Source organism: Acinetobacter sp. YH12097 (assembly GCF_013419225.1).
GTDB classification, from domain to species: Bacteria; Pseudomonadota; Gammaproteobacteria; order Pseudomonadales; family Moraxellaceae; genus Acinetobacter; species Acinetobacter amyesii.
Map to the genome: position 1 here is coordinate 55,745 of NZ_VPAN01000017.1, position 13,245 is coordinate 68,989.

Sequence of the window (13,245 nt, forward strand, 5' to 3'; positions counted from 1 at the left end):
ATAAATATCTAATTGAGGTGGAACAATGATGTCTGCAAAGCTTTGGGCTCCCGCCCTGACTGCTTGCGCATTGGCAACAAGTATTGCACTTGTTGGTTGTAGCAAAGATCCTAAAAATGCACAGCAAGCTGCTGCTGCACAGCAAATGCCACCAACTGAAGTCGGTGTCATTGTTGCCCAACCGCAAAGCGTTGAACAATCTGTTGAACTTTCTGGCCGTACATCTGCCTATGAAATTTCAGAAGTACGTCCACAAACCAGTGGTGTAGTACTGAAACGTCTATTTGCAGAAGGCAGCTATGTTCGCGAAGGACAAGCCTTGTACGAGATAGACTCGCGTACAAACCGTGCTTCAGCTGACAGTGCTCGTGCTGCTTTAACACGTCAACAAGCAAATTTAGGCGTGTTACGTGTTAAAGAAGGTCGTTACCGTCAGCTTGTTGGCTCAAATGCGATTTCAAAACAAGAATACGACGATATTGTTGCGCAAGTTAAACTGGCTGAAGCAGACGTTGCTGCATCTCAGGCAGAACTTAAAAATGCTGAAATTAACTTAGGTTATTCAACTGTACGTGCGCCAATTTCGGGTCAAACTAACCGTTCAACAGTGACTGCTGGTGCATTAGTTACTGCATCTCAAGCTGATCCATTAGTCACAATTCAACGTCTTGATCCAATGTACGTTGACATAAACCAATCAAGTGCTGAACTTCTTCGCTTACGTCAACAATTAAGCCAAGGCAACTTGGACAGCAGTAATAACACCAAAGTGAAATTACGTCTTGAAGATGGTAGTGAATACCCGATTGAAGGTCGTTTAGCATTTTCTGATGCAAGTGTAAACCCAGATACAGGTACGGTTACACTTCGTGCTGTTTTTTCTAACCCGAATCATTTATTACTTCCGGGTATGTTTGCCAATGCTCGCATCGTTCAAGGTGTGATTCCAAATGCTTACCTGATTCCACAAGCTGCCATTACGCGTACCCCTACTGGTCAAGCGATTGCAATGATTGTGAATGCAAAAGGTGCTGTTGAATCTCGTCCTGTAACAACAGTCGGTACTCAAGGTGCAAACTGGATCGTTACTCAAGGCTTAAACACTGGCGATAAAGTGATTGTTGACGGTATTGCGAAAGTTAAGCCAGAGCAACAAGTTGTAGCCAAACCATATCAGCCTCAGGCTGCTGCACCTCAAGGTGCGCAACAACCTACTGCAACAAAGCCAGATGCTAAAGTTGCAGAACAAGCAGCACCTAAATCTGAACAAAAAGCTACTTCAAACGCATAGGGAGTAGACTGAATGGCTCAATTCTTTATTCACCGCCCCATTTTTGCATGGGTGATTGCATTGGTGATTATGTTGGCGGGTGTACTCACGCTATCAAATATGCCAATTGCACAGTATCCGACCATTGCGCCGCCAACGGTTTCAATCTCTGCGACTTACCCTGGTGCATCTGCAGAAACAGTTGAAAACACCGTAACCCAAATCATTGAACAACAAATGAATGGTTTGGATGGCTTACGTTATATTTCGTCAAACAGTGCGGGGAACGGTCAGGCATCTATTACATTGAACTTTGAACAAGGGATCGATCCAGATATCGCCCAAGTTCAAGTCCAAAACAAACTCCAGTCTGCGACAGCGCTATTACCTGAAGATGTACAGCGTCAAGGTGTAAAAGTCACCAAATCTGGCGCAAGCTTCCTACAAGTTGTAGCATTCCACTCACCGTCGGGCAAGTTGACTGCGGACGACATTAAGGACTATGTAAACTCGAATATTTCTGAACCTCTCAGCCGTGTGGCAGGTGTAGGTGAAGTCCAAGTATTTGGTGGTTCTTATGCGATGCGTATTTGGCTAGATCCAGCCAAAATGGCAAACCTGAAAGTTACACCGAGTGATGTGGCTGCGGCTATCCGTACACAGAATGCTCAGGTTGCTGTTGGTCAGTTAGGCGGTGCGCCTGCAACTGAAGGTCAAGTACTGAACGCGACAGTTACAGCACAAAGTTTGTTGCAAACACCAGAGCAGTTTAAAAACATTTTCCTGCGTAATAGTATCAATGGTGCTCAAGTACGTTTAGGTGATGTTGCACGTGTTGAATTAGGTGCTGACAACTATCAGTTCGACTCTAAGTTCAACAACAAACCTGCTGGTGGTGTAGCGATCAAACTAGCAACTGGTGCAAACGCATTAGATACAGCCGAAGCTGTTGAAGCACGTTTAAAAGAACTACGTCCAAACTACCCTGAAGGTTTAAAAGACACGCTTGCATTTGATACGACTCCATTCATTAAGTTATCGATTGAAAGTGTTGTACATACCCTTGTAGAAGCCGTGATTCTTGTATTCTTTGTGATGTTCTTATTCTTACAGAACTGGCGCGCAACGATTATTCCGACATTGGCTGTACCTGTAGTGGTATTGGGTACTTTTGCTGTCATTAACATGTTTGGTTTCTCGATCAACACACTCACCATGTTCGCGATGGTACTGGCGATTGGTCTCCTCGTGGATGATGCGATTGTTGTCGTAGAGAACGTTGAACGTGTCATGGTTGAAGATCATCTTGACCCCGTGACTGCAACTGAAATCTCAATGAAACAGATCTCGGGTGCCTTAATCGGTATTACCTCTGTGTTAACCGCTGTATTCGTGCCGATGGCATTCTTCGGTGGTACGACAGGTGTAATTTATCGTCAGTTCTCAATCACGCTGGTAACAGCAATGATTCTGTCATTGATTGTAGCATTGACCTTTACCCCTGCCCTATGTGCGACCATGTTGAAACAACATGATCCAAACAAACCAGAAAGCAACAATATCTTTGCCCGTTTCTTCCGTTGGTTTAACAGCTCTTTTGATAAAGTTGCGCATAAATACCAAGGCGGCGTGAACTTCATGACACACCACAAGATTTTCTCTGGTGTGATTTATGCAGTTGTAATCGGCTTATTAGTGCTTTTATTCCAAAAGTTACCATCATCATTCTTACCTGAAGAAGACCAAGGTGTTGTAATGACACTGGTACAGTTACCACCGAATGCCTCACTTGAGCGTACGGACAAAACTGTCACTGCAATGACCGATTACTTCCTGAAAAACGAAGAAAAATATGTCGATTCTGTATTCAGTGTTGCCGGCTTCTCGTTCACAGGTGTGGGTCAAAACGCAGGTCTTGCTTTCGTCAAGTTAAAAGATTGGGAAGATCGTACATCACCTGAATCTCAAGTGGGTGCGATCATTCAACGTGGTATGGCATTGAACATGATCGTGAAGGATGCTTCATACATCATGCCAATCCAATTACCAGCAATGCCTGAATTGGGTGTAACTGCCGGCTTCAACTTGCAGTTAAAAGCTTCTGCAGGTCAAACCCATCAACAACTTATCGATGCCCGTAATATGGTGCTCGGTATGGCTGCTCAAGATAAACGCCTCATGGGTGTTCGTCCTAACGGCCAAGAAGATACGCCACAATACAAAATCACGATTGACCAAGCTCAAGCCGGTGCTATGGGTGTCAGCATTGCTGAAATCAATACCACAATGAGTATGGCATGGGGTGGTTCTTACATCAACGACTTCGTTGACCGTGGTCGTGTGAAGAAAGTCTATGTACAGGGTGAAGCTGCGGCACGTATGATGCCTGAAGACCTGAGCCAGTGGTATGTTCGTAACAACCAAGGCACAATGGTTCCATTCTCGACCTTCGCTACTGGCGAATGGACTTATGGTTCACCACGTCTTGAACGTTATAACGGTATCGCATCTGTGAACATTCAAGGTTCACCGGGTGTGGGTGTAAGTTCGGGCGACGCGATGAAAGCGATGGAAGAAATTGTACAAAAACTTCCTTCGATGGGCGTTCAAGGCTTTGACTATGAATGGACAGGTTTATCTCTAGAAGAACGTGAGTCTGGCGCACAAGCACCATTCCTATACGCACTTTCATTGTTAATCGTCTTCCTATGTCTTGCTGCCTTATATGAAAGCTGGTCTATTCCGTTCTCAGTATTACTGGTTGTACCATTAGGTGTACTGGGTGCGTTATTACTGACTTTCCTTGGAATGGTGTTCTTCAAAAATCCAAACTTGGCGAATAACATTTACTTCCAGGTGGCTATTATTGCCGTCATTGGTTTGTCCGCGAAGAATGCGATCTTGATCGTAGAATTTGCCAAAGAACTTCAAGAAAAAGGTGAAGATCTGTTTGACGCAACTTTGCATGCCGCTAAAATGCGTCTACGTCCAATTATCATGACCACTTTAGCCTTTGGTTTTGGTGTACTTCCGCTTGCCCTTTCTTCGGGTGCAGGTGCAGGTAGTCAGCACTCTGTAGGTTATGGTGTATTGGGTGGCGTAATCAGTTCTACCCTACTTGGTATCTTCTTTATTCCTGTGTTCTACGTATGGATCCGAAGTATCTTTAAGTACAAACCAAAACAACAAAATAATCAGGAGCATTTATCGTGATGCAAAATGTATGGTCTATTGCAGGTCGTAGCATTGCGGTTTCTTCACTTGCGCTTGCTTTGGCTGCCTGCCAAAGCATGCGTGGTCCAGAGCCGGTTGTTCAGACCAATATCCCCGAAAGCTACACAGCAAGTGCTTCTGGCACTTCTGTGGCTGAGCAAGGATATAAAGATTTCTTTGCTGACCAACGTCTGGTACAAGTTCTTGACTTAGCTTTAGCCAATAACCGTGACCTACGTACGGCTGCTTTAAATATTGAACGTGCACAACAACAGTATCAAATCACTGCCAATGGTCAATTACCAACCATTGGTGCAAGTGGTAGCGTACTTCGTCAAGACACGTTGAATACGCAAAAGCCTATCACCTCTTATAATGTCGGTTTAGGTGTCACTGCCTATGAACTTGATTTTTGGGGTCGTGTACGTAGTTTAAAAGACAACGCCTTAGATAGTTACCTTGCAACTGCAAGTGCCCGTGATGCAACGCAAATTGCGCTCGTGGGTCAAGTGGCTCAAGCATGGTTAAACTATGCGTATGCCAACTCAAACTTGAAGCTTGCGGATCAAACCTTAAAGGCTCAGCTTGAATCTTATAATCTCAACAAAAAGCGTTTTGATGTAGGTATCGACAGTGAAGTTCCTGTTCGTCAGGCTCAAATTTCTGTAGAAACTGCACGTAATGATGTTGCGAACTACAAGACTCAAATTGCTCAAGCACAAAACTTATTGAATCTATTAGTGGGTCAACAAGTGCCTGCGAACTTGCTGCCGAACCAACGTGTCAATCGAATTACTTCGACCAATACCATTGGTTCAGGTATTCCAAGTGACTTGTTAAACAACCGTCCAGATGTCCGTGCAGCTGAATACAAACTGTCTGCTGCTGGTGCGAACATTGGTGCAGCTAAAGCACGTCTGTTCCCTACGATTAGTCTGACAGGTTCTGCGGGTTATGCTTCAACGGACTTAGGTGATCTATTTAAATCAGGCAACTTTGTATGGTCTGCTGGTCCTAGCCTAGATATTCCAATCTTCGACTGGGGTACACGTCAGGCCAATATTAAAGTTTCTGAAACTGACCAGAAAATTGCATTGTCTGATTATGAAAAATCAGTTCAGTCAGCTTTCCGTGAAGTGAATGATGCGCTTGCAGTTCGCCAAAACATTGGTGACCGTATTGCAGCACAGCGCCGTTTAGTTGATGCAACCAATACAACCTACAAACTGTCAAATGCTCGCTTCCGTGCTGGTATTGATAGCTACTTAACTGTACTGGATGCGCAGCGTGCATCTTATGCAGCTGAGCAAGGTTTGTTGTTGCTTGAACAAGCAAATCTCAACAACCAAGTTGAATTGTATAAAACGCTTGGTGGTGGTATCAAAGCCAACACTTCTGATGCTGTACAATACCAGCCTTCTACTGCTGAACGTAAAGCGGCATCAAAACAATAATTTGATTTAGCCTAGCCCGTAATATTTGAAAAGCTCACTTCGGTGGGCTTTTTCATTTTTAGATCGAAGCCTCAAAATAAAAATGAACATATTGCTTTTTGTTGAAGAGTTTCCTATCTTCAATTCACCTTTTTATATTGATAACTAAAAAATGCTTTTAAGTAATCTTGAATCTGTTCCGGGTCATACCATTACACAACAACTTGATGTCGTTTATGGCAGTACTGTCCGCAGTAAACATGTTGGTCGTGACTTTATGGCTGGCCTAAAAAATATTGTGGGTGGTGAGCTCAAAGGTTATACAGAACTACTCGAAGAATCCCGTCAAGAAGCTATGAGCCGTATGATTGATAAAGCACGTGCCTTAGGCGCGAATGCTGTCGTCGGCATCCGTTTTTCAACCTCAAATATTGCTCAAGGCGCCTCTGAATTATTTGTGTATGGCACGGCTGTTCGCGTAGAAGCCAACTCAGCAAAACTCCCAGACCCATTTCCAACTCAGGACTAAGTCATGGATGCCTTTATTTTTAAAGTCCTGATCTTTGTGGTGCTCTTTTGTATTGGTTGGAGCTTCGGTCGCCATATCGAACAAAAGCATCTCAAAGAACTCGAAGCTCAAGAAAGGCGATTGGCGCATATTCGCATAGACAACAACCGCTTTAAAACTACTGAACATTTCGGACAACTGATTTCAAGTAATGTAGTGATTTCACATGATTATTTTAAATATGTGATTGCCAATATTCAGAACTTTTTTGGCGGACGTTTGACTAGTTATGAAAGCATCGTCGATCGGGCGCGTCGTGAAGCCGTGGTGCGTTTAAAGCAAGAAGCTGAAAAGATGGGCGCAACGCAAATTATGGGCCTGCGTTTAAGCACCACTGAGCTGGGTATGCAAGGCGGCATGGTCGAAGTCTTTGCGTATGGAACTGCTATTCAAAAGAGAGACATCTGATCTCTCTACTTCTCCCCAATTCATTTTTTACTATTTAATTTACTTTACACAATGTGTTTTCAAACTCTTCATAACTCACATTTTCATTGCGACAAACTTTAAAGCAAACCTCATTAAATTTCTTTTCATCAATATTTGGATCATGATAACTAAATGCAACATCTCCAGCATAAGCACGTGCCAGATCTTGCACCACAATGTCAGCTTTACATCCATATAAAGTTGGACATGCCTCTAATGTTCCTTCGTAATACTCTTTACACTGAGTCGGTTCGACATCCACCTTATTGGGTTTTTGCATCGACACATTTAAACCATTTTCATTCATTAGAAGAAAATATTGAAGTTTTCTAAATGGTTTTAAGTCAATCTCGAGTCCCGAATGATTGATACGAGCCAATTGATCTTTGTAAGAATGATGATCATCTGAGATTAACTCTGCATTACCAGCTTTATCGATTTTGATAAAGCTATAGTTGACAGGCATATATGCGCCACTCCCCTTATGTGCAATCACTTCGATCAAATGATCTTTCGCAATAAATGCTCCCGTAAAGACAGTCGATTCAACACTGGTCAGCAACTTACCTTTCACTAAAACACAATATCCAAAACATTGATCTTTGAATCTAGCCTGATCGCCTTTAAAATCATCAACAGGATGAAATTCAGCTCGCCATTTAAAATCACCAATTTTATTCGAGCCATAAGGTAATTTATCAACATCTGAATCTTGAGGATTTTGACTGTAATACTCAGACTTCAATAATCCTTTTTCATCAAACAGTTCTTCGATCGGTAACCAGCCCTCATTTGGTCCTCGCATAACAACTTCTGCACTCGCCACTTCAACTTTAGGTTCAATCTCAACAGATTCAGTAACTGGTTCTGATACAGTTCCTATTTCTTTTTCAGGCTTTTCGAGTGTTGAGTTGTGCTCAATTTTTTGAGCTTTCTGTTTAAAATAAAAATAAGCCACTGTACCGATTGCGCCAATGATTGCGCACAAAATGATGGCTATTCCCCATTTGTTAAAATTATTCTTTTTCATTTCTTATAATCTCGATACTCATTAAAAAAGTCACTCTTAAGAGTGACTTTTAAACAATTTAAACTTGATAAAACTTACTTCACTTTGGTTTTACGAATCATTTTATACAACGTTGTCGGTGATAAACGTGATACCCAAACACCGAGCTTTTCTTTAGAACCACCCACCACGATGTATTCTTCCCCACGTTGCAAAGATTGCACTACTGTTTCGGCAAACTGATTGGCTTCTAGACCATTTTCAATGGCTTCATCCTGATGCCCTTGTGGCTTGCCTGCACCATTGAGTGCATTAAATGAAACATTGGTTTTGACAAATCCGGGGAAAATCACCGATACGCCCACCCCTTGATCTGCCACTTCTGCACGTAGACTGTTCGCCCACATATGAATGGCAGCTTTTGCAGCAGAATAGGTCGCGCGGTACTGTGTCCCTAATAAGCCTGCAACACTTGAAACAAAAGCAATTCGACCCGACTTTTGCGCTAAAAAAGTCGGTAAAACGGTTTTAGTCAAATAGACTTGAGAAAAATAATCTACTTCCATGATGGCACGTTCAGTTTGCATGGTCGTATCCGTGATCAATGCACGCTGACTCAATCCCGCATTATTGATTAGCCAATCAATTCGGCCTTTATTCGCAAGGACTTGTTCATAAGCGTGGCGAACTTGTTCTTCATTGGTAATGTCTGCACACACTGAAAGATGCTGATCTGGATGTAATAATGAAACCCGGACTTTTTCCAACTCTTCAAAACGACGTGCGGTCAAAATGACCTGCGCCCCTTGCAAAGCACATTCTTTTGCTAAAGCTTCACCCAAACCTGAAGATGCCCCAGTAATCCATACCACTTTTCCGTTCAAATCATCACGTTTTGCCATTTTGACATCCTTTTAAATAACTAATTTATTCATTTATATGTATTTTATGCTTTATGTAGTACAGGCTCATTGTTCAAAAACACCATAAAATGGTCAAAATACTGACTCATCGACCGTGCATCATAAATTTTGCCGAGTTTATCGAAGCGTTTATATCCGAGTTGCGTGGTGAGATTGATGACACCGGTTAAAGTTTTATCCACCACCATATTAAATTTCAGCATTTTTTTCGGTTCACGCACCAAATGCGTCACCCCTGCATCGACCACTTGCGTGAATGCTTTCAACGCGAGCGGCACGTATTGATTTTGCCCATCGTTCATCTGACTGACATAGCCCAGCAAGTCAGTGGCTAAAGAGGCATCGATCGGGTAATGCATAAAATGCTGACCATCTTCGCTATAAAAACGTCCATATAAATAATTCACCATCGGTACAAGGCGGTCATTGCCGAAAAAAGACACCGACCACGGCATATATTTACGGGTCGTTTCACGTATTTGCTGAATAATTTTTTCGGATTCATTGTCTCCAGACTTATTCATGCGCGCCATTTGACCAAAAACTTGATCTAAAATTTCACACGCAATATCCGCTAGATTATCCCCTAAGGCTTTGGACTGACTTTCTGTTTCACCCGCGTTGAGTTTTTGATGAATCGTCTCAAAACGTTGATATGTCGTAGGTTGAATCTTTAAAGAAATTGAATAAGTCATTTGATATTGCTCCTTTTATCTTAGTTTTGGGATCAATGGATACTTCTTATCTTAGGTCCTATCATACGGACTCTTTTATTTACTGCCAAATCCTAAAAGTTAACATTCGCCCAACATCCCTAATTCACCATTTTTTTTGCTACAATAGATCTAATTTTTTATCCACTTTTGATCTGTTTAGACTATGACTGATTCAGCGCAAAATATTGCTACGACCTACGATCCGACCGAGATCGAAAAAAAATGGTACAAGACTTGGGAAGAGAGAGGCTACTTCAAGCCATCTCAAAAAGGTGATTCATTCTGTATTATGATTCCGCCACCAAACGTCACTGGTAGCTTGCACATGGGTCATGGTTTCAACAATGCCATTATGGATGCGTTGACTCGTTATAACCGTATGTCTGGCAAAAATACCCTTTGGCAGCCGGGTACAGACCATGCGGGTATCGCAACGCAAATGGTTGTTGAACGTCAATTGGGCGCAGAAGGCATTAGCCGTCACGACCTTGGCCGTGAAAAGTTCATCGAAAAAGTGTGGGAATGGAAAGAACAATCTGGCGGGAACATTACCCGTCAAATCCGTCGTCTAGGCTCATCTGTAGACTGGTCACGTGAACGCTTCACCATGGATGAAGGTTTATCAAACGCGGTTAAAGAAGTGTTTGTTAAGCTGCATGAAGAAGGCTTAATTTACCGTGGTAAACGCCTCGTAAACTGGGACCCTAAACTACAAACTGCCCTTTCTGACTTAGAAGTTGAGTCTGATAAAGAAGAAGCAGGTTCACTGTGGCACTTCAAATACTTCTTTGAAGATAAGTCACTTCGTACCCATGACGGTAAAGACCACATTGTTGTAGCGACCACTCGTCCTGAAACATTGCTTGGCGATACAGCTGTTGCGGTTGCGCTTGATGATGAGCGCTATGCGGCACTTGTAGGTCAAAACATTATCCTACCAATCACAGGTCGTGCGGTTCCGATCGTTAAAGACGAATATGTAGACAAAGAATTTGGTACAGGCTGTGTAAAAATCACCCCTGCACACGACTTCAATGACTATGAAGTGGGCAAACGCTGTGAACTTCCAATCATCAATATCTTCAACAAAAATGCTGAAGTGTTGGCTGAGTTTGAATACATCGCAAAAGCGGGCGAGCAAATTTCTAAAACCATTCCTGCACCTGCGGACTACATTGGTTTAGAACGTTTTGAAGCACGTAAAAAATTGGTTGCTCAAGCTGAAGCTGAAGGCTGGTTAGACCAAATTCAACCGTACACACTTAAGCCACCTCGCGGTGACCGTTCAGGCGTAATCGTTGAGCCATTATTGACTGACCAATGGTATGTGAAAATTGCGCCGCTTGCTGAGCCTGCGATTAAAGCAGTGAAAGATGGCGAGATTAAATTCGTTCCTGAGCAATACAGCAACATGTACATGGCTTGGATGAACAACATTCAAGACTGGTGTATCTCACGTCAATTATGGTGGGGTCACCGTATTCCAGCTTGGTACGATGCTGAAGGCAACGTATTTGTCGGTCGCGACGAAGCTGAAGTTCGTGCGAAAAATGGCATTGCGCCTGAAGTTGAATTGAAACAAGACGAAGATGTACTCGATACATGGTTCTCTTCAGGTCTTTGGACATTCTCAACTTTAGGTTGGACAGGCGACGCTGCGAAAGATAAAGAAAACTATTTCTTAAACACTTTCCACCCGACTGATGTGCTTGTGACTGGTTTTGACATCATCTTCTTCTGGGTTGCCCGCATGATCATGATGACCATGCACTTCATGAAAAATGAAGATGGCACACCACAAGTTCCGTTCAAAACTGTGTACGTTCACGGTTTGGTACGTGATGGCGAAGGTCAAAAAATGTCTAAATCTAAGGGCAACGTGCTTGACCCATTAGATTTGATTGACGGTGTTGATTTAGAAACTTTAGTACAAAAACGTACTACAGGACTCATGAACCCGAAACAAGCGGCAAAGATTGAAAAATCAACACGTAAAGAATTCCCTGAAGGTATTCAATCTTACGGTACTGACGCGGTTCGTTTCACGTTCTGTGCGCTTGCGAACACTGGTCGTGACATCAAGTTCGACATGAAGCGTGTTGAGGGTTACCGTAACTTTGCCAACAAAATCTGGAACGCAACACGTTTCGTGATGATGAACTGCGAAGAGCAAGTGATTGGTCAGGAAGTTCGTCAAGACCTTTGGGAATTGCCTGAACAGTGGATCGTGAGCCGTCTACAAAAAGCGGAACAAGCGGTGCAAACAGCATTTGCAACGTATCGTTTAGACTTGGCTGCACAAGCGATTTACGAGTTCATTTGGAATGAATACTGTGACTGGTATGTAGAGCTGACGAAGCCTGTTCTAAATGATGAAAACGTATCAGTTGAGCGTAAAGCTGAAGTTCGTCGTGTATTGCTTGCAGTAATGGAAGCATCTTTACGTTTGGCTCACCCATTGATGCCTTACCTAACAGAAGAAATCTGGCAAACGCTTGCGCCGAAACTCAACATTTCTGGCGAAACCATCATGTTGGCTCAGTACCCTGTTGCGGATGAAGCGAAAATCAACGAACAAGCTGAAGCAGATATGCAATGGCTGCAAGGTTTGATTGGTGCGGTGCGTAATATCCGTGGTGAGATGGGTCTAGGTAATGCTCGCTTGTTGCCTGTTCTACTTCAAAACACCACTGATGCTGAAAAAGCACAGATCACTCGTATTGAAGCGTTATTCACTGCGTTGGCTAAAGTTGAAAGCATTACTTTCCTTGCTGATGGTGAACAACCGCCATTGTCTTCATCTTCTGTAGTGGGTCATGTATCTGTATTCGTTCCAATGAAGGGTTTAATTGACCCTAAAGCGGAATTGGGCCGTCTGCAAAAAGACTTAGACAAGGTTCAAAAGCAACATGACCAAATTGCAACTAAACTTTCTAATGAAGGTTTTGTGGCTAAAGCACCGGCTGCTGTGGTTGAAGGCGAGAAAGTGAAACTTGCTGAGTTTGCTGATCAGCTAGCGAAGATTAAAGCGAATATGGAGCAGATTGCAGCACTATAAGTGTTGGCAATTTAATCTAATTCAATGTATAAAGGGCTGATTATTCAGCCCTTTATTATTTAGAATATGAAATATATTGAACATATATCAGGTAAAGTACCTCACACCAACAAAGATATTAATATTCCATTAAAATTAAGAAATTTAATTATCACAGGTAAAAATTCATCTGGAAAAACTCAATTTTTAAAGGCTTTAAAGGAAAAATTAGATATATATATTCAACAAAAACTATCACAAGAAAAAGATAATATTCTCAGACGCATTACACAATATGAAACAGATTTAAAGCGCTATCCAAAAGGTACTAAAGATTATAGTTCAAGAGAACGCTGGTTAAAGAATGAGTTAGAGAATCTTTCAAAAATTGAAGATGGTATTTCTCTTGATATCCCTGAAGTATTGCAATTAACCTATAAATTCGAAAAACGTGAAGCATCTATAATTTTATTTGAAGCTATGAGAACGAGTAATATTCGACATGCGAATCAAACTACTTCTGATATACGCTGAATTATCAGGAGACTTTCCCTTGGGAGATTCTAGGCAGCCAACTTATAAAAGTCTTCGGCCATTTGATTTGGTGTCTTAAAACCCAAACCCTTTTGAATTCTTCGATGATTATA

The 13,245-nt window shown here is 42.3% G+C and carries 10 protein-coding genes; 7 read left to right on the forward strand and 3 right to left on the reverse strand.

The annotated features are described in order from the left end of the window. Positions 1–25: 25 nt before the first annotated feature. The 5 genes from FTU37_RS09325 to FTU37_RS09345 all read left to right on the forward strand — a co-directional run bounded on the left by FTU37_RS09325 (position 26) and on the right by FTU37_RS09345 (position 6,892). Positions 26–1,291, forward strand: a complete 1,266-nt coding sequence (locus FTU37_RS09325; protein ID WP_180124232.1) for an efflux RND transporter periplasmic adaptor subunit — start codon at positions 26–28, stop codon at positions 1,289–1,291. Between the two features lie 12 nt (positions 1,292–1,303). Next, a complete protein-coding gene (locus tag FTU37_RS09330; RefSeq protein ID WP_180124233.1) occupies positions 1,304–4,483 on the forward strand; it encodes an efflux RND transporter permease subunit in 3,180 nt (1,059 codons plus the stop codon). Next, a complete protein-coding gene (adeK, locus tag FTU37_RS09335; RefSeq protein WP_168378145.1) occupies positions 4,483–5,937 on the forward strand; it encodes a multidrug efflux RND transporter AdeIJK outer membrane channel subunit AdeK in 1,455 nt (484 codons plus the stop codon). The genes FTU37_RS09330 and adeK overlap by 1 nt, the downstream gene beginning before the upstream one ends. Before the next feature lie 151 nt (positions 5,938–6,088). After that, entirely contained in the window at positions 6,089–6,445 is a 357-nt protein-coding gene (locus FTU37_RS09340; protein ID WP_078192212.1) for a YbjQ family protein, read from the forward strand. Between the two features lie 3 nt (positions 6,446–6,448). Continuing rightward, the gene (locus FTU37_RS09345; protein WP_180124234.1) at positions 6,449–6,892 is read left to right on the forward strand and encodes a YbjQ family protein; all 444 of its coding nucleotides are present in this window, start codon (positions 6,449–6,451) and stop codon (positions 6,890–6,892) included. A 34-nt stretch (positions 6,893–6,926) separates the two neighbouring features. Here the strand turns inward: FTU37_RS09345 and FTU37_RS09350 are convergent, their stop codons facing one another. The 3 genes from FTU37_RS09350 to FTU37_RS09360 all read right to left on the reverse strand — a co-directional run bounded on the left by FTU37_RS09350 (position 6,927) and on the right by FTU37_RS09360 (position 9,540). Beyond that, entirely contained in the window at positions 6,927–7,943 is a 1,017-nt protein-coding gene (locus tag FTU37_RS09350; protein ID WP_180124235.1) for a hypothetical protein, read from the reverse strand. Between the two features lie 74 nt (positions 7,944–8,017). Next, positions 8,018–8,824, reverse strand: coding sequence for an SDR family oxidoreductase (locus FTU37_RS09355; RefSeq protein WP_180111020.1), 807 nt, complete (start codon positions 8,822–8,824; stop codon positions 8,018–8,020). 44 nt (positions 8,825–8,868) lie between these two features. Then, complete coding sequence (locus tag FTU37_RS09360; RefSeq protein ID WP_180124236.1) at positions 8,869–9,540, reverse strand: hypothetical protein; 672 nt, start codon at positions 9,538–9,540, stop codon at positions 8,869–8,871. Between the two features lie 184 nt (positions 9,541–9,724). Here FTU37_RS09360 and FTU37_RS09365 point away from each other — a divergent pair, with 184 nt between their 5' ends. Together FTU37_RS09365 and FTU37_RS09370 are read left to right on the forward strand one after the other, a co-directional pair. After that, complete coding sequence (locus FTU37_RS09365) at positions 9,725–12,619, forward strand: valine--tRNA ligase (RefSeq protein ID WP_180124237.1); 2,895 nt, start codon at positions 9,725–9,727, stop codon at positions 12,617–12,619. Positions 12,620–12,685: 66 nt separating this feature from the next. Beyond that, positions 12,686–13,132 carry a hypothetical protein gene (locus FTU37_RS09370; RefSeq protein WP_180124238.1) on the forward strand — a complete coding sequence of 149 codons (447 nt, stop codon included), beginning with the start codon at positions 12,686–12,688 and terminating at the stop codon, positions 13,130–13,132. The last annotated feature ends 113 nt before the right edge of the window (positions 13,133–13,245 follow it).

Excerpts from the sequence above, each read along its gene's own strand:
- FTU37_RS09325 (WP_180124232.1), top strand. The coding sequence starts at position 26 with ATGATGTCTGCAAAGCTTTGGGCTCCCGCCCTGACTGCTTGCGCATTG.
- FTU37_RS09330 (WP_180124233.1), top strand. The coding sequence starts at position 1,304 with ATGGCTCAATTCTTTATTCACCGCCCCATTTTTGCATGGGTGATTGCA.
- adeK (WP_168378145.1), top strand. The coding sequence starts at position 4,483 with ATGCAAAATGTATGGTCTATTGCAGGTCGTAGCATTGCGGTTTCTTCA.
- FTU37_RS09340 (WP_078192212.1), top strand. The coding sequence starts at position 6,089 with ATGCTTTTAAGTAATCTTGAATCTGTTCCGGGTCATACCATTACACAA.
- FTU37_RS09345 (WP_180124234.1), top strand. The coding sequence starts at position 6,449 with ATGGATGCCTTTATTTTTAAAGTCCTGATCTTTGTGGTGCTCTTTTGT.
- FTU37_RS09350 (WP_180124235.1), bottom strand. The coding sequence starts at position 7,943 with ATGAAAAAGAATAATTTTAACAAATGGGGAATAGCCATCATTTTGTGC.
- FTU37_RS09355 (WP_180111020.1), bottom strand. The coding sequence starts at position 8,824 with ATGGCAAAACGTGATGATTTGAACGGAAAAGTGGTATGGATTACTGGG.
- FTU37_RS09360 (WP_180124236.1), bottom strand. The coding sequence starts at position 9,540 with ATGACTTATTCAATTTCTTTAAAGATTCAACCTACGACATATCAACGT.
- FTU37_RS09365 (WP_180124237.1), top strand. The coding sequence starts at position 9,725 with ATGACTGATTCAGCGCAAAATATTGCTACGACCTACGATCCGACCGAG.
- FTU37_RS09370 (WP_180124238.1), top strand. The coding sequence starts at position 12,686 with ATGAAATATATTGAACATATATCAGGTAAAGTACCTCACACCAACAAA.